Source organism: Pantoea sp. AN62 (assembly GCF_050432985.1).
Classification (GTDB): domain Bacteria; phylum Pseudomonadota; class Gammaproteobacteria; order Enterobacterales; family Enterobacteriaceae; genus Pantoea; species Pantoea brenneri.
On record NZ_JBNPYB010000016.1, the window covers coordinates 72,602 to 88,070 of the forward strand.

At 53.8% G+C, this 15,469-nt stretch carries 16 protein-coding genes; 6 read left to right on the forward strand and 10 right to left on the reverse strand.

Annotated features, from left to right (window positions below):
• Positions 1-9: 9 nt before the first annotated feature.
• Together FHW04_RS18480 and lrhA are read right to left on the reverse strand one after the other, a co-directional pair.
• Positions 10-453, reverse strand: a complete 444-nt coding sequence (locus tag FHW04_RS18480; RefSeq protein WP_031376237.1) for an NADH-quinone oxidoreductase subunit A — start codon at positions 451-453, stop codon at positions 10-12.
• Positions 454-1,108: 655 nt separating this feature from the next.
• A complete protein-coding gene (gene lrhA / locus FHW04_RS18485; RefSeq protein ID WP_021509211.1) occupies positions 1,109-2,032 on the reverse strand; it encodes a transcriptional regulator LrhA in 924 nt (307 codons plus the stop codon).
• A gap of 374 nt (positions 2,033-2,406) precedes the next feature.
• On the opposite strand from lrhA, the gene FHW04_RS18490 reads away from it, so the two are divergent.
• The 3 genes from FHW04_RS18490 to yfbR all read left to right on the forward strand — a co-directional run bounded on the left by FHW04_RS18490 (position 2,407) and on the right by yfbR (position 4,886).
• Positions 2,407-2,610, forward strand: coding sequence for a hypothetical protein (locus FHW04_RS18490; RefSeq protein ID WP_128088261.1), 204 nt, complete (start codon positions 2,407-2,409; stop codon positions 2,608-2,610).
• Between the two features lie 389 nt (positions 2,611-2,999).
• Positions 3,000-4,217, forward strand: a complete 1,218-nt coding sequence (locus tag FHW04_RS18495; RefSeq protein WP_046288189.1) for a pyridoxal phosphate-dependent aminotransferase — start codon at positions 3,000-3,002, stop codon at positions 4,215-4,217.
• Positions 4,218-4,286: 69 nt separating this feature from the next.
• Positions 4,287-4,886 (forward strand): 5'-deoxynucleotidase, encoded by a 600-nt coding sequence (gene yfbR, locus FHW04_RS18500; RefSeq protein WP_031376238.1) that lies wholly within the window; start codon positions 4,287-4,289, stop codon positions 4,884-4,886.
• Positions 4,887-4,908: 22 nt separating this feature from the next.
• Here the strand turns inward: yfbR and FHW04_RS18505 are convergent, their stop codons facing one another.
• The 3 genes from FHW04_RS18505 to yfbV all read right to left on the reverse strand — a co-directional run bounded on the left by FHW04_RS18505 (position 4,909) and on the right by yfbV (position 6,671).
• On the reverse strand, positions 4,909-5,568 hold the full coding sequence (locus FHW04_RS18505; protein WP_089561979.1) for a sugar phosphatase: 660 nt from the start codon (positions 5,566-5,568) through the stop codon (positions 4,909-4,911).
• 13 nt (positions 5,569-5,581) lie between these two features.
• Positions 5,582-6,076 (reverse strand): YfbU family protein, encoded by a 495-nt coding sequence (locus tag FHW04_RS18510; protein WP_031376240.1) that lies wholly within the window; start codon positions 6,074-6,076, stop codon positions 5,582-5,584.
• Between the two features lie 142 nt (positions 6,077-6,218).
• Entirely contained in the window at positions 6,219-6,671 is a 453-nt protein-coding gene (gene yfbV, locus FHW04_RS18515) for a terminus macrodomain insulation protein YfbV (protein ID WP_031376241.1), read from the reverse strand.
• A gap of 335 nt (positions 6,672-7,006) precedes the next feature.
• Between yfbV and ackA the strand changes: the two genes are divergently transcribed.
• Together ackA and pta are read left to right on the forward strand one after the other, a co-directional pair.
• The gene (gene ackA, locus FHW04_RS18520) at positions 7,007-8,209 is read left to right on the forward strand and encodes an acetate kinase (RefSeq protein WP_031376242.1); all 1,203 of its coding nucleotides are present in this window, start codon (positions 7,007-7,009) and stop codon (positions 8,207-8,209) included.
• A gap of 70 nt (positions 8,210-8,279) precedes the next feature.
• A complete protein-coding gene (pta, locus tag FHW04_RS18525; protein WP_072050970.1) occupies positions 8,280-10,424 on the forward strand; it encodes a phosphate acetyltransferase in 2,145 nt (714 codons plus the stop codon).
• A 78-nt stretch (positions 10,425-10,502) separates the two neighbouring features.
• Here pta and yfcD read toward each other — a convergent pair whose 3' ends face one another.
• Positions 10,503-11,027 (reverse strand): NUDIX hydrolase YfcD, encoded by a 525-nt coding sequence (gene yfcD, locus FHW04_RS18530; RefSeq protein WP_031376244.1) that lies wholly within the window; start codon positions 11,025-11,027, stop codon positions 10,503-10,505.
• Positions 11,028-11,137: 110 nt separating this feature from the next.
• Positions 11,138-11,779 (reverse strand): glutathione transferase, encoded by a 642-nt coding sequence (yfcF, locus tag FHW04_RS18535; protein WP_069728992.1) that lies wholly within the window; start codon positions 11,777-11,779, stop codon positions 11,138-11,140.
• A gap of 182 nt (positions 11,780-11,961) precedes the next feature.
• Between yfcF and FHW04_RS18540 the strand changes: the two genes are divergently transcribed.
• Positions 11,962-12,861 (forward strand): TIGR01777 family oxidoreductase, encoded by a 900-nt coding sequence (locus tag FHW04_RS18540; RefSeq protein WP_089561978.1) that lies wholly within the window; start codon positions 11,962-11,964, stop codon positions 12,859-12,861.
• A 357-nt stretch (positions 12,862-13,218) separates the two neighbouring features.
• Here FHW04_RS18540 and hisP read toward each other — a convergent pair whose 3' ends face one another.
• From hisP to FHW04_RS18555, 3 genes are read right to left on the reverse strand one after another with little or no spacing between them, the layout of a single operon-like run.
• A complete protein-coding gene (gene hisP, locus FHW04_RS18545; RefSeq protein WP_031376246.1) occupies positions 13,219-13,992 on the reverse strand; it encodes a histidine ABC transporter ATP-binding protein HisP in 774 nt (257 codons plus the stop codon).
• Between the two features lie 8 nt (positions 13,993-14,000).
• Positions 14,001-14,717, reverse strand: coding sequence for an ABC transporter permease (locus FHW04_RS18550; RefSeq protein WP_031376247.1), 717 nt, complete (start codon positions 14,715-14,717; stop codon positions 14,001-14,003).
• Entirely contained in the window at positions 14,710-15,399 is a 690-nt protein-coding gene (locus tag FHW04_RS18555; protein ID WP_031376248.1) for a histidine ABC transporter permease HisQ, read from the reverse strand. Before FHW04_RS18555 ends, FHW04_RS18550 begins: the two co-directional genes overlap by 8 nt.
• Positions 15,400-15,469: the final 70 nt, after the last annotated feature.

The following is a 15,469-nucleotide window of genomic DNA, read 5'->3' on the forward strand; positions in this document are numbered from 1 at the left end:
GCCTCTCTTTTACTGCTTGTGAGGATTGGTGTGACTGATCGTGGTGGTTTTAACCACGACGCGACGACGTGCAGGAGCCCAATCGAGTGCGCCGATGCGTACCAGATAGACTAAGCCCGCCAGGAGCACCAAAATGAAAATTGCGGCTTCCACAAAGCCGACCCAGCCGCTTTCGCGGATTGAGGTCGCCCATGCGTATAAAAAGAGGGCTTCGACGTCGAAGATGACGAAAAACATCGCAACCAGATAAAATTTTGCCGACAGGCGGATGTGGGTATCGCCCACTGACTCGATGCCCGATTCGAACGGCGTGTCTTTATGACGCGCGCGTGCTCTGCCGCCAAGCAGCCATCCTCCGGTCAACATGAAAGCACACAGGCCAAATGCGATGACGATAAATACGATAAACGCCCAATGCTGAGCGATGATTTCGGTGGTAGTTGACATACTCATTGCTTACTCATCAAAAGTGGCGCTGGCATCCTGCACGCGTTTCCCGCAGCAAACTGACCACATCGATTCAAGGGAAGGATAAAAACCTTTTAAACGTCGCTGTTATTCTTAAATAAACAGCAATTTTATGGGGTTTTTTACTCCTTTCTATAACCTTTTGTCAACTTTGACAAAAGTATCCAAACATTATTTCACACCTGCATCATATTATTAACAAATGATGCCCCGCTTTCCAGCTAAATCGCTTCAGTCTGTGGGGTTAATTTTAGTGTAGCGGGTATTTACATGCATGGATCGTGCATTTAACAAACATATTTTGACAGGTATCACTGTGTTTTCCTTCCCCTTAGCAGGGGTATTTTCTTGATCCAGAACACACTTCTGCCCTTTTTGCGTTAAATTTCTCCGTTTTTTAGCACTAGCCGAAACATAACGTCCGTTTTTTTGGTGGGTAAATTTCAGATAGCGCAAAGATGAAATTAATTGCAACCCGTGACTATTGAAAAAGATGATTCAGGGGGAAATTCAGAGGGTCAGGAAGGTAGCGGCAGGCAAAAAAAAGCCTCTCGCTCTGCTTACAGAATGAAAGGCTTTTTTATCGGGGTTTTGATGCGCGCATTCTGCGCATTATTTGCGCAGCATGGAGGCAGCAAAATTATTCTTCGTCATCCAGTAACAGAGTACCGTCAGGATTAGCGCTCAGGTTGTACGGATCGTTGGTGGACTGCATGGCATTAAAGATCGCCAGCGCCAGTTCATTATCGCTGTCAGGATTACGACACAGCAGATACTGCGTATCTGGCAGAACCGGCAGCCCTTCCGCTGCACCCATTACCCGCAGTTCCGGACTCATCATCTCTACCGGGCGTGCCGTCACACCCAATCCTGCTTTAACCGCAGCACGTACCGCAGCCAGCGTCGACGCGACATACGAAATACGCCATGGGATGCCCGCTTCGTTGAGGTGATCGATCGCCATATCGCGATAAGGGCTTGGCTCATCCAGCAATACCAATGGAATGGCTTCACCACGCTGGAAGATGTAATCCGCCGCGCAATACCACAAGGTTGGCGAGGTGCGCAGCACCTGATAGGTGAAATTGCCCGGGCTGGAGGTGGTGACCACAAGGTCCACTTCGCCCTGATTGAGCATTTCCATCATGAAAGGGTTACGTTTTACCCGTACATCAATCGCCAGTTTCGGATAAACCGAGGTTACGCGGTTTAGCAGGAACGGCAGAATGGTGTCAGAGGTGTCATCGGAAGCGCCAATAGTCAGCACACCCTGAATATTGCTGTACATCAGAGAGGTGCAGGCTTCGTCGTTAAAACGAAGGATTTTTCTGGCGTAACCTAACAGCTGGATCCCGTGCTCTGTTAACAGCTTATTACGTCCATGTCTGGCAAACAGCTCTTTACCTACCAATTGCTCCAGACGTTGCATCTGCTGGCTGACTGCTGACTGGGTTCTGCAGACCGCTGCAGCCGCCGCAGCAAAAGTATTCAGGTCAGCAACGGCAACGAAGGTTCTCAGCAGATCGAGGTCGAGATTCAGTATCGGACGATTTGCATTAGTCATGTTTTTTCTTCACTTATTAGGTTTTTACGAACTACTACCCTGGTGTTATTACTAAGCTTATCAAAGTGATAAACAGTAATGGTGCTCAATGACAGTCCTGTGTTGAGACTGACACAAAAAATTTCACGAACGTTTACAGACCGCTGATGACCCCTAGAAAGCTAAAGATCCACAGGGTCGGAAGACAGATACAACTTCTGAACCGAAGGCGCGGGGTGCGCGTATGCAGGAAGCTGCGTAGTTGTCTTATTCCCACCCAAAAAGGCCAGGCGGGACAGAATGCGTGATGGGGCGACGCATTAAGCGGAGCGGCCATACACACTAAATAATAAATTATACTTAATCATTTTTGACTTCAAAATGGAAATGATTTTGTGAAAACCGCTGTAAATTTTGTGCTAAAGGCGTTTCCAGCACATCCTGGCAGCGTATCGCTTTCTTTTCATCCCGCCGGTGAAGAAAATTTCAGCAGAGAAGCAACAGACGATACGCTGAATTGCGCTTATCTGCTGCCATCCGGCCCTGATCATGTGGCACTTCTCCGGGAATCACAGGGTGATGGCCGCACCAATCTTTAACAGTCTTAAGCCGTAAGTGAAATCGCCCTGCCCTGAACGGTCATTATTTAACCATCAATAAAATATCGTTTAACTATTTCCCACAGTGTGTATTTCAAAAGCGAGGAAAGGTTCCGCCGCCATAAGTTCCAAAAATGTTTCATAATGTGCGAAAGGACAGCGGATTCCGCCTCCCATTATTAGCTCAAAATATCGTTTAATCATTCTAATGTGGATAGTTTAACTAATTATTACGTTAACAAATATCTTTTGCACTACACGCGACCGGAAAAGTTGCTGAACGCGCCAAAACCGAGCGGCACCCTTCTTTTGTGTCCGTGAGGAGAGTACATTGTGCTGGTTTGATTTCTGCGGCAGCCAAAAGGATTCTGCCCATTAAGGCGATAACAATGACTTTTCAGATTGATAAATCCGGTAAGCTGGATAACGTTTGCTACGACATCCGTGGCCCGGTATTGAAAGAGGCTAAGCGCCTCGAAGAAGAAGGCAACAAGGTTCTTAAACTGAACATCGGCAATCCAGCGCCGTTTGGCTTCGAAGCCCCTGATGAAATTCTGGTGGATGTGATCCGTAACCTGCCGAGCGCGCAGGGTTATTGCGACTCCAAAGGCCTCTATTCCGCCCGCAAAGCGATCATGCAGCATTACCAGGCGCGTGACATGCGCGATGTCACCGTAGAAGATATCTATATTGGTAATGGCGTCTCTGAGTTAATCGTGCAGGCGATGCAGGCCCTGCTGAACAGTGGCGATGAAATGCTGGTGCCGGCACCCGACTATCCGTTATGGACCGCGGCCGTGTCGCTGTCGAGCGGTAAAGCGGTGCACTATCTGTGTGACGAATCGGCTGACTGGTTTCCCGACCTGGACGATATCCGCAGTAAGATCACCCCGCGCACTCGCGGCATCGTCATCATCAACCCGAATAACCCCACCGGTGCGGTTTACAGCAAAGAGCTGCTGTTAGAGATTGTCGACATTGCCCGTCAGCATAACCTGATCATTTTCGCCGATGAGATTTACGACAAAATTCTTTACGACGAAGCCCAGCATCACTGTATCGCCGCTCTGGCACCCGATCTGCTGACCGTCACCTTCAACGGCCTGTCGAAAACCTATCGCGTTGCGGGCTTCCGTCAGGGCTGGATGGTGCTGAACGGCCCGAAAAAACATGCTAAAGGCTACATTGAGGGGCTGGAGATGCTCGCCTCAATGCGTCTGTGCGCCAACGTACCGGCTCAGCATGCGATTCAGACTGCGCTGGGGGGTTACCAGAGTATCAGTGAATTTATCGTGCCTGGTGGTCGTCTGTATGAGCAGCGCCAGCGCGCATGGGAACTGATTAACGACATTCCCGGCGTCAGCTGCGTCAAACCCCAGGGTGCGCTGTATATGTTCCCGCGCATCGATGCGAAAAAATTCAACATCTTTGACGATCAGAAGATGGTGCTGGATTTCCTGCTGCAGGAAAAAGTTCTGCTGGTGCAGGGCAGCGCCTTTAACTGGCCGTGGCCGGATCACCTGCGCATCGTTACCCTGCCGCGCGTCGATGACCTGGAAATGGCGATCAATAAATTTGGCCGTTTCCTGCAAGGCTACCGTCAATAATCTCAGCCGCGTATACTGACGCTATTTGGGGAGAGCCGGTCTCTCCCCTGTCGGCTCACAGGAACGCTCATGACTCAAAGCCACTTTTTTGCCCACCTCTCCCGCCTTAAGCTGATCAATCGCTGGCCGCTGATGCGCAATGTGCGTACCGAAAACGTCTCTGAGCACAGTCTGCAGGTGGCGATGGTGGCGCACGCCCTGGCGGTGATTAAAAATCTGAAATTCAACGGTACGCTTAACGCCGATCGCATCGCTATGCTGGCGCTCTATCATGATGCCAGCGAAGTGCTGACCGGCGATCTGCCGACGCCGGTGAAGTATTACAATGCGCAGATTGCCCATGAATATAAAAAGATTGAAAAAATTGCCCAGCAGAAGCTGATCGAGATGCTGCCTGAGGAGTTTCAGGCGATCTATCGCCCGTTGATTGATGAGCATCTGCACAGTGAAGAAGAACAGGCGGTAGTAAAGCAGGCCGATGCGCTCTGTGCTTATGTGAAGTGTCTGGAAGAACTCTCCGCCGGCAATAATGAATTTTTGCTGGCGAAGGCGCGGCTGGAAACGACGCTGGCGCAACGTCGCTCACCGGAAATGGATTACTTCGTTGAGGTATTTATTCCCAGTTTCAGCCTGTCACTGGATGAGATTTCACAGGATACGCCGCTCTGAATCTGGCGGCGCAGTGAGGCTATTACGCCTTGCGCCCAATGCTGAACTGGCCGCTGCTCTGTCGGTTGACGATTAACGACTCGAGCGACGACAGCTGCAGCGTGACGTCATTCAGTCGCGGCGTTTCAGCCGGTGCATTGACTGCAATCACCGCACAGCCGGCATTCAGACCGGATAAAATCCCGGCGGGCGCATCCTCAACCACGACGCATGACGTTGCCGCTAAGTCAAGCTTTTCAGCGCCCAGCAGATAAGGGTCCGGTTCCGGTTTGCCCTTTGCCACCTGCTCCGCGGTGATAAACACCGCCGGCTGCGGTAAGCCAGCGGCTTTATGCCGCGCATGCGCCACCGGTACCGAACCTGAAGTGACAATCGCCCACGGGATCTGCAGTTCGTTCAGCGTGTTCAACAACGCGTGGGCGCCAGGCAGGGCCTGAACGCCATCCGTATCGGCTGCCTCTGCTTGTTCCAGCGCAATAAACTCTGCCTGAATAGCCGCTTCCGGCTGACCAGCCATAAAGTGACGCAGTGAGGTGATCGCCTGTTTGCCATGAATAAACGCCAGGATCTCTTCCGCTGCAATGCCGTGGCGGGCGCCCCACTGGCTCCAGGCACGTTCAACTGCAGGCAATGAATCCACTAAGGTGCCGTCTAAATCAAATAGAAAACCACTGTAGGTCACGCGTCACTCCTCATCAGGCATTAATCACTTGCGCAATTTCATTGGCGCTTAAATGGTACTGTCGCGGACAAGTCTGCCATAAAGCCAGCATGCGTTGATACTTTTCCCACATCGGCGTCTGGGCATTAAAGCCGTGCGTGCCGGAATCAAAATGGGTATAGCGCCCTTCGCTGTTCACCATAAAGCGCACGTAGCCCAGATAGCGCGCTTCGGTTGCGGCATCAAAACCGAGGAACGCCAGACGCCGCTCCTCGAGCGTGCCGCTATCTTTGAGGTTCGACCAGGAGACGTGCAGCGCATGGTGCATCTCCATAATGTCGATGATGGTCCGGCAGGTCTCTTCGCTGAGTTCGCCGAACTCTTTGTCCAGCTCGCGCATCTGCAGCGCGTAGCCGCGTTCGATAATGGTTTGATAGCGGCGGAAGCGCTCGGCATTTTCTGGCTCAAGCATCGCCATGATTTTGTACTGGTTGGTAAGGATCAAACGCTGTGCATGGGTCATTTCCATCATTCACTCCCGGCCAGAGCCGCTCAGGTAACAGACAATGCGGAAATGATCACACAGCGTTAGCGATACGGAAATCTCCGTATCGCCTTTCTTTGATCTGGCTGCAGGTTAACCGGTATTTTAGTCAAAAACCCGGTATAACTCAGAGGTCGTCGAGGAAGGTGCGGTCCAGCTGTTTGAAGGCGCGTTTCAGCACGTCAGCCAGCGCCTGATAGGTTGGTTTGCCCTCAACCGGGGCGATCGCCTGACCCGCTTCTTCCAGCTTTGCGCGGACTTCGTGGAACCAGTTAAGCAAGGTGGGCGGAAGCGGCGTAATAGAACGTTTTCCCAGCCACCACAAGCCCTGCATCGGCAAGCTGCAGGCAAACAGCGCAGTCGCAACTGCCGGGCCAAGCTGACCGCCCATGGCAATCTGCCAGGTTAGCGTGAAAATCGCTAAAGGTGGCATAAAGCGAATGGCAAAGCGCGTCGCTGATGAGACACGGTTTTCAGGGAACACCGGTGCCAGGCGCTTGTCAGCCGGCCAGGTCTTCATATAGTGCTGTCCGCGCTGAAACATCCGGAACCAACTGGTACTGCCCGATTCATTCGCCATGGCTCACCTCAACTAATACTGCAAAGATTAAAAAATAGTTATAACTACACAACTTTACGTGACATCCTTCAATTTTTTTTGTCTTTAAAGGTGACTCCAGCTATTCTGACGCCGTTTCGACACCTTTCTGGCAGCGACCAGCGCCTTTGGGAAGAGGAGAGGTCAGGTTTCGACAAATAAATTTCAAATTTTTGCGTAAAATTACCAAAATTTTTTGCGGAAAAGCAGAATTCTGACTACCGCATGATGTTTATCATTAATCTACCAGCTTTCATGGGCTACGCTGATAGTCTGATTGCGTTTTTTTTAGCCACTCTCTAAAAATAGGTACTTCCATGTCGAGTAAGTTAGTTCTGGTCCTGAACTGTGGCAGCTCTTCCCTTAAGTTTGCCATCCTCAATCCTGCCAGCGGTGACGAATTTTTGTCTGGCCTGGCGGAATGCTTTCATCTTCCTGAAGCGCGTATCAAATGGAAGCTGGACGGTCAAAAACAGGAAGCCCCTCTCGGTGCCGGCGCAGCGCATAGCGAAGCACTGAATTTCATTGTTAAAACCATTCTGGCACAAAAACCAGCGCTTTCGGCACAAATTGCTGCAATCGGCCATCGCATCGTTCACGGCGGCGAGAAACTGACCCAATCAGTGGTGATTACTGAAGAAGTGATCCAGGGCATTAAAGACGCCTCTTCCTTTGCCCCGCTGCATAATCCAGCGCACCTGATCGGTATCGATGAGGCGATGAAAAACTTCCCGCATCTGTCAGATAAGAATGTCGCGGTATTTGACACCGCTTTCCATCAGACAATGCCGGAAGAGTCCTACCTTTATGCGCTGCCGTACAAATTGTATAAAGAGCACGGCGTTCGTCGCTATGGCGCGCACGGCACCAGTCACTATTACGTGACGCATGAAGCGGCCAAAATGCTCAACAAGCCGCTGGCATCGCTCAACATCATTACCTGTCACCTCGGCAACGGCGGTTCGGTTTCCGCGATCCGCAACGGCGAATGCGTTGATACCTCAATGGGCCTGACGCCGCTGGAAGGCCTGGTGATGGGCACCCGCAGTGGTGATATCGATCCGGCGATCATCTTCTTCCTGCACGACACCCTCGGCATGAGCGTTGATGCAATCAACAAGTTGCTGACCAAAGAGTCTGGACTGTTAGGGCTGACTGAAGTGACCAGCGACTGCCGTTATGTTGAAGAAAACTACACCACTAAAGAAGATGCGAAGCGCGCGATGAATGTGTTCTGCCATCGCCTGGCCAAATACATCGGCAGCTACACCGCGCTGATGGAAGGTCGCCTTGACGCCGTTATCTTCACCGGCGGTATCGGTGAAAACGCCGCGATGGTGCGCGAACTGACGCTGAAAAAACTGGCGCTGCTCGGATTCGATGTGGATCACGATCGTAACCTGGCAGCCCGCTTCGGTCAGTCCGGCTACATCAATAAAGAGGGCACCCGCCCGGCGCTGGTTATCCCAACCAACGAAGAGTTGGTCATCGCCCAGGACGCCGCGCGTCTGACCGCGTAATCGCTTCTCTCCGTCAGCTCAGGCTGACGGAGTTGTTTTTGACACCCTGCAATTCCTGAGAGGTTCAATCGTGTCACGTACAATTATGCTCATTCCGACCGGCACCAGCGTCGGCCTGACCAGCGTCAGCCTTGGCGTTATTCGCGCCATGGAACGTAAAGGCGTGCGGCTTAGCGTCTTCAAGCCGATTGCTCAGCCGCGCTCTGGCGGTGATACACCGGATCAGACCACCACCATTATCCGTAAAAACTCGTCGATTCCTGCTGCTGAACCGCTGCAGATGGCACGCGTTGAATCTCTGCTGGGCTCTAACCAGCAGGACGTGCTGATGGAAGAGATCATCTCCCGTTATCATGCCAACACCCAGGATGCCGAAGTGGTGCTGGTTGAAGGTCTGGTGCCGACCCGTAAGCATCAGTTCGCCAACGCGCTGAACTACGAAATCGCCAAAACGCTGAACGCGGAAATCGTCTTCGTAATGGCGCTGGGTAATGACTCTCCGGCACAGCTGAAAGAACGCATTGAGCTGACGCAAAGCAGCTTCGGCGGACAGAAAAATAAAAACATCACTGGCGTGATCATCAACAAACTTAACGCGCCGGTGGATGAACAGGGGCGTACCCGCCCTGACCTGTCAGAAATTTTTGATGACTCGTCAAAAGCCAGCATCGCGAACATCGATCCGAAACAGCTGTTCTCCGATAGCCCGCTGCCGGTATTGGGCTGCGTGCCGTGGAGCTTTGATCTGATCGCTACCCGCGCCATCGATATGTGCCGTCACCTTAATGCACGCATCATCAACGAAGGTGAGATTCAGACCCGCCGGGTGAAATCTGTCACCTTCTGCGCCCGTAGCATTCCGCATATGCTGGAGCATTTCCGTCCAGGATCGCTGCTGGTGACTTCGGCTGACCGTCCGGATGTGCTGGTTGCCGCCTGTCTGGCCGCCATGAACGGCATTGAGATTGGTGCCATCCTGCTGACCGGTAACTATGAGATTGACGAGCGCATTGCCAGACTGTGTGAGCGTGCGTTCCAGACCGGCCTGCCGGTGTTTATGGTAAAAACCAATACCTGGCAGACCTCGCTCAGCCTGCAGAGCTTTAACCTTGAAGTTCCGGCTGATGACACCCAGCGCATCGAAAAAGTGCAGGAGTACGTCGCCAGCTACATCAACGCTGACTGGATTGAGTCACTGACCGCCACCTCTGAACGCAGTCGTCGCCTCTCTCCACCGGCCTTCCGTTATCAGCTGACCGAGCTGGCGCGCAAAGCCGGCAAACGTGTGGTGCTGCCAGAGGGTGATGAGCCGCGTACTGTGAAAGCCGCGGCCATCTGTGCCGAACGCGGCATCGCGACCTGCGTGCTGTTAGGTAACCCGGATGAAATTCAGCGCGTCGCCGCCGCTCAGGGCGTCGAACTGGGCAAAGGCGTCGAGATTGTCGATCCGGCTCAGGTGCGTGAAAACTACGTGCCGCGTCTGGTTGAGCTGCGTAAGAGCAAGGGCATGACCGAAGTGGTGGCGCAGGAGCAACTGGAAGACAACGTGGTGCTGGGCACCATGATGCTGGAGCGTGGCGAAGTCGACGGTCTGGTATCGGGTGCCGTACACACCACCGCTAACACCATTCGTCCACCGTTGCAGCTGATCAAAACCGCACCGAACAGTTCGCTGGTGTCGTCAGTGTTCTTTATGCTGCTGCCTGAGCAGGTGCTGGTTTACGGTGACTGTGCGATTAACCCGGACCCGAGCGCCGAGCAGCTGGCCGAAATCGCCATTCAGTCTGCAGATTCGGCTAAGGCCTTTGGTATCGACCCTCGCGTGGCGATGATCTCCTACTCCACCGGCACCTCAGGTGCTGGCAGCGACGTCGAAAAAGTCCGTGAAGCGACCCGTATTGCGCAGGAGAAACGTCCGGATCTGGTGATTGATGGTCCGCTGCAGTATGACGCAGCGATCATGGAAGACGTGGCGAAATCCAAAGCGCCAAACTCACAGGTGGCCGGTCGCGCCACGGTGTTTATCTTCCCGGATCTCAACACCGGTAACACCACTTATAAAGCGGTACAACGTTCTGCCGACCTGATCTCAATTGGTCCGATGCTGCAGGGCATGCGTAAACCGGTCAACGACCTGTCACGCGGCGCACTGGTGGATGACATTGTCTACACCATCGCCTTAACCGCCATCCAGTCACAGCAGGCTGAAGGCTAAGCCTCACTGTGTCATACCGGGCATGCCACTGCGCATGCCCTTTTTTTGTCTGCGATACGCCACCGTCGCCGGTTGATATCAGGCCCGGTTCTCGCCGTTACGGCTCATCCACAGCGACAATGCCTTAAGCGAATCGTCGGTAAATTCGTCGCAACGCGCGGTGATTTCATCAGGCGTCATCCAGATAATCTCATCCACTTCCGTTTCCTGCATTGCGAAAGGACCGTGCGATACGCAGCTGAACAGTCCACCCCAGACGCGGCAATGCTCATCTTCGAAGTAGAATTTACCGTGTTCGGCAAACGGAACGTCGGCAATCCCCAGTTCCTCTTCCGCTTCACGTCGTGCCGATTCCAGCATATCTTCGCCGCTCTGCACCACGCCGCCTGCCGTTGCGTCCAGCTTGCCCGGCATAAAATCTTTGGTCTCGGTGCGACGCTGTACCAGAATTTTCCCCATACCGTCATGAACCACGATATAGGTGGCACGGTGACGCAGACATTCAGCACGCATCTGTGCACGTGTCGCCTGAGCAACCACTTCGTTCTCTTCGTTGACGATGTCGACCCACTCGACACCCTCACCCGCAATGTGATCCACCATCCGTAACCCTTTCCTGTTTGGCGTGCCCGGATGCACGCGCTGTTTACCACGTTATTATCATAGTGTGGCGTAAGGTAATCACTTCCGTTAGCTTGAGCAAGCCTCGAAAGTTATCGATTTTTGCCGCTTTCAGCTAACCACAGTTGTACTGAGGCACGCTGCCACTGAAACTCAGCATAGTGTTGTAAGCGCGCGGGTAACGGATCGCCGTGCAGTACCAGCCGGTTAAGCATCACCGCCAGATCGGTATCGGCGATGGACCATTCACCAAACAGATTCTGCTGCCCATCGGGTAACAGCCGTTCAACCGCCGTAACCAGCTTATCCACTGCCTGCTGCGCCGAGGCGGTCAGCGGTGAAAATCGCTCGCCGGCGAACAGCACTTCCGTCGGCCGTTCCTGACGGATCCACAGAAAGTCGCTGCGCAGCCAGGCCTGAATCTCTCTTGCCCTGGCGCGCTTCTCACGGTCGCGGGGATAGAGGCGCTCAAACTCGGGTGCCGGAAACCGCTCTTCCAGATATTCGCTGATGGCCGAAGACTCGCTCAGCAGAAAATCATCGATTTGCAGCGTAGGCACCCGGCAGGTTAACGACAGCTCACGATAGGCCGCAGCGAACTGCTGGTTTTGCGACAAATCGACACGTTTCAGGGTAAAAGGGATGCCTTTTTCGGTGAGAGCAACATAAGCCGACATGGCGTAAGGACTGAAAAATGATGAATCTGACCACAGGGTGATGGACGGATAATTCATCGGTTACCTCAATTGGCTGTCAGGATTGCATCATGTTTACCGATTTTTATTTCTGAAGGCAACGCTGAGCTGGTCCGATGTTTCGACCGATTGCAAGAAAGCGCGACGCGACTCACCTCACACTGGCCTCACTCTTCTATGCTGAAGAGAACAAATAACAAAAACGTCAAGGGAGCCGCAACATGCACATTCTTATTACCGGCGGAACAGGATTAATTGGTCGCCATCTGATTCCGCGCCTGCAGCAACTCGGACACCAGATTAGCGTGGTGACGCGTGATGTGGTCAGCGCGCGTGAAAAGCTGGGCGACGACGTGGCGCTCTGGTCAGGTCTGGCGCAACAGCACGATCTCAATAATGTTGATGCGGTAATCAACCTGGCGGGTGAACCGATTGCCGACAAACGCTGGACCGAACCGCATAAACAGCAGTTGTGTGAAAGCCGCTGGCAGATCACTGAACAGATCGCCTCACTGATCAATGCCAGCACCACTCCACCCTCAGTGCTGATTTCCGGCTCCGCGACCGGGTTATATGGCGATACCGGCGATCTGGTGCTGACCGAAGAGGATCCCGGCCACGACGAATTCACTCACCAGCTGTGCGCCCGCTGGGAGCAACTGGCGCTCAGTGCCGAAAGCGATCGTACCCGCGTCTGTCTGTTACGTACCGGCGTGGTGCTGGCAGCAGAAGGCGGCGCGCTCAGCAAAATGAAGCTGCCGTTCAAACTGGGTATTGGCGGCCCGATCGGCAGCGGTAAGCAATATATGCCGTGGATCCATCTCGACGATATGCTCAACGCCATACTCTGGCTGCTGGATCATGACGATCTGCGCGGTCCGTTCAACATGGTTGCTCCTTATGCGGTACGCAATGAGCAGTTTGCCGCGACCCTGGGCCGGGTAATGCACCGTCCGGCCTTTATGCGCACCCCCGCCAGCGCGATTAAGCTGATGATGGGTGAATCAGCGGTGCTGGTACTGGGTGGGCAGCATGTGTTGCCTAAACGGCTGGAAGCCTCAGGATTTACCTTCCGCTGGTATGATCTGCAGCAAGCATTACAGGATGTGATTAAGCATTAACGCGGGCGGCGGAATGGGTCGGGCGGATAATCGGGCTTCGCTGGGGCCGATTACTCTGCTGCAATCGCAGCGTTGGCCAGTGAGAGCGCCGATTGCCGTTACCGGTCGGAGATTAAGGCCGGAAACCGCCACGAACGCGACGATAAACCACCGTTACCACCCGCGAAATCCGTACCAGTCATAAGTAGTGCCTGGTACCGTCCGGCCGGCAATAAAAGTTCAGCGAGAGTGCGATTTTCAGACTGAGCCGGCGCACCCTATCGTGATGCGCCGGCTGGCGGGACAGATGATCGACCGCGGCTGCGGCATCCGCATTGCGGCAGCCCGTGCCAGCACGACGCGGACGCGGACGCGAACTTACTTCAGCGAGCCTTTCAGGAACTGCTGCAGGCGGGTACTCTTCGGGCTGCCGAACAGTTCCACCGGCGATCCCTGCTCTTCAATTTTGCCCTGATGCAGGAAAATGACATGACTGGAGACGTGACGGGCAAATTCCATCTCGTGCGTCACCACCACCATGGTTTTCCCCTCTTCCGCCAGTTTCTGCATAATGCGCAGTACTTCACCGACCAGCTCCGGATCGAGCGCCGAGGTGGGTTCATCAAACAGCAACACTTCCGGCTCCATCGCCAGCGCGCGCGCAATCGACACGCGCTGCTGCTGACCACCGGAAAGATGAACCGGGTATTTCGCCTGTGCCCGTGCATCAATCCCGACCTTATCGAGGTATTTGATTGCCCGTTCACGCGCTTCCGCTTTGCTCAGTCCCAGCACCTGAATCGGCGCTTCCATCACGTTTTCCAGCACCGTCATATGGCTCCACAGATTGAAGTGCTGGAATACCATGGTCAGGCTGGTACGCAGGGCGCGCAGTTGCTCTTTGTTTGCCACTTTCAGCTGACCATCTTTGTCGCGGACTAAGTTGATCTGCTGATTATTAACCACAATCGTGCCTTCGCTCGGTTTTTCGAGGAAGTTGATGCAGCGTAAAAAGGTACTTTTTCCCGAACCGGACGATCCGATAATGGTGATCACATCGCCCGCGTTAGCGGTTAACGAGACCCCTTTCAGCACTTCGTGTTCACCGTAACGTTTATGTAATTCGGTGACGCTTAATTTATTGTCAGCCATAGTTCTACTCAATGCGATGAAGAGGGTTTGACGTGGGCCAGCCAGCGCCGCTCCGCCAGACGGAACAGGCTGATTAACACGTAAGAAATAATCAGATACAGCACCGCGGCCAGGCCGAACGCGGTAAACGGCTGATAGGTCGCCGAGTTGATATCACGCGCAATTTTCAGCAAATCCGGCACCGTCGCGGTAAACGCCAGCGCGGTGGAGTGCAGCATTAAAATTACTTCGTTGCTGTAGGCCGGTAACGCGGTGCGCAGCGCCGACGGCAGAATAATGCAGCGATAGAGTTTGAAGGTGGAGAAGCCATAGGCCCGCGCCGCCTCGATTTCACCGTGCGGTACCGAGCGGATAGCCCCGGCAAAGATTTCGGTGGTGTAGGCACAGGTGTTGAGGGTAAACGCCAGTAAGGTACAGTTCAGCCCGCTGCGGAAAAAGGCATTCAGCAGTTCGGTGCCTTTAACAATTTCCAGTGTGTACATCCCGGAGTAGAACACCAGCAGCTGCACATAGAGCGGTGTACCGCGAAACACATAGGTAAACAGCCAGACCGGAAAACTGATAAACCGGTTCGGTGAAACCCGCGCAATCGCCAGCAGGATCGCCAGCGATCCACCAATAACCACCGACAGGATCAACAGCCACAGCGTAATGGCGACGCCGGTAAAGCGGTAACCATCGGTCCAGAGCAGCGATTTCCAGTATTCCTGAATAATATCAATCATAGCTCGCCCTCTTCACGCCAACCGTATAGCGCCGGTTAAGCCACCACAGCACGCCATTCGACAGCGTGGTAAACACCAGATAGATCACGCCCGCCACAATCGCAAAGTAGAACGGTTGCCAGGTACTTTTACCGGCCAGCTGCGTGGCTTTCACCACATCTTCCAGCCCCAGCAGTGATACCAGCGCGGTGGCCTTGAGGATCACCTGCCAGTTGTTGCCGATACCCGGCAACGCATAGCGCATCATCGCCGGGAACAGAATGCGGCGGAACACCTGTGAACCGGTGAAACCGAACGCGGTGGCCGCTTCGATCTGCCCTTTTGGCACCGCCATAAAGGCACCACGGAAGGTTTCTGTGAAGTAGGCACCATAGATAAAGCCGAGCGTAATGATACCCGCGACCATCGGGTCGATATCAAACTGGGCCATCCCCAGCGCGTCGGTAATCTGGTTAAGCACGATCTGCAGACCGTAGAAGATCAGCAGCATAAGAACGAGGTCCGGCACACCGCGAATCAGGGTGGTGTAGCCTTCAAAGATCATCGCCAGCAGCCGGTTACGTGACAGTTTGGCACCCGCGCCAATCAGCCCGAGCAGCACTGCCAGAACCACCGAGGTCAGCGCCAGCTCCAGTGTCACCAGCGTGCCCCGAAGAATTACATCAGAATAGCCATACAGCATCGAGAGGGTCCTGTCGTGGGGTGGAAACGGAACGCTGCCCGCCAGCAATCGACGGGCAGTTTTGCTCTGC

Coding starts and splice junctions, on each gene's coding strand:
- yfcF (WP_069728992.1), bottom strand. CDS start 11,779: ATGAATTATCCGTCCATCACCCTGTGGTCAGATTCATCATTTTTCAGT.
- FHW04_RS18480 (WP_031376237.1), bottom strand. CDS start 453: ATGAGTATGTCAACTACCACCGAAATCATCGCTCAGCATTGGGCGTTT.
- ackA (WP_031376242.1), top strand. CDS start 7,007: ATGTCGAGTAAGTTAGTTCTGGTCCTGAACTGTGGCAGCTCTTCCCTT.
- lrhA (WP_021509211.1), bottom strand. CDS start 2,032: ATGACTAATGCAAATCGTCCGATACTGAATCTCGACCTCGATCTGCTG.
- FHW04_RS18550 (WP_031376247.1), bottom strand. CDS start 14,717: ATGATTGATATTATTCAGGAATACTGGAAATCGCTGCTCTGGACCGAT.
- yfcD (WP_031376244.1), bottom strand. CDS start 11,027: ATGGTGGATCACATTGCGGGTGAGGGTGTCGAGTGGGTCGACATCGTC.
- hisP (WP_031376246.1), bottom strand. CDS start 13,992: ATGGCTGACAATAAATTAAGCGTCACCGAATTACATAAACGTTACGGT.
- yfbR (WP_031376238.1), top strand. CDS start 4,287: ATGACTCAAAGCCACTTTTTTGCCCACCTCTCCCGCCTTAAGCTGATC.
- yfbV (WP_031376241.1), bottom strand. CDS start 6,671: ATGGCGAATGAATCGGGCAGTACCAGTTGGTTCCGGATGTTTCAGCGC.
- FHW04_RS18495 (WP_046288189.1), top strand. CDS start 3,000: ATGACTTTTCAGATTGATAAATCCGGTAAGCTGGATAACGTTTGCTAC.
- FHW04_RS18555 (WP_031376248.1), bottom strand. CDS start 15,399: ATGCTGTATGGCTATTCTGATGTAATTCTTCGGGGCACGCTGGTGACA.
- FHW04_RS18510 (WP_031376240.1), bottom strand. CDS start 6,076: ATGGAAATGACCCATGCACAGCGTTTGATCCTTACCAACCAGTACAAA.
- FHW04_RS18540 (WP_089561978.1), top strand. CDS start 11,962: ATGCACATTCTTATTACCGGCGGAACAGGATTAATTGGTCGCCATCTG.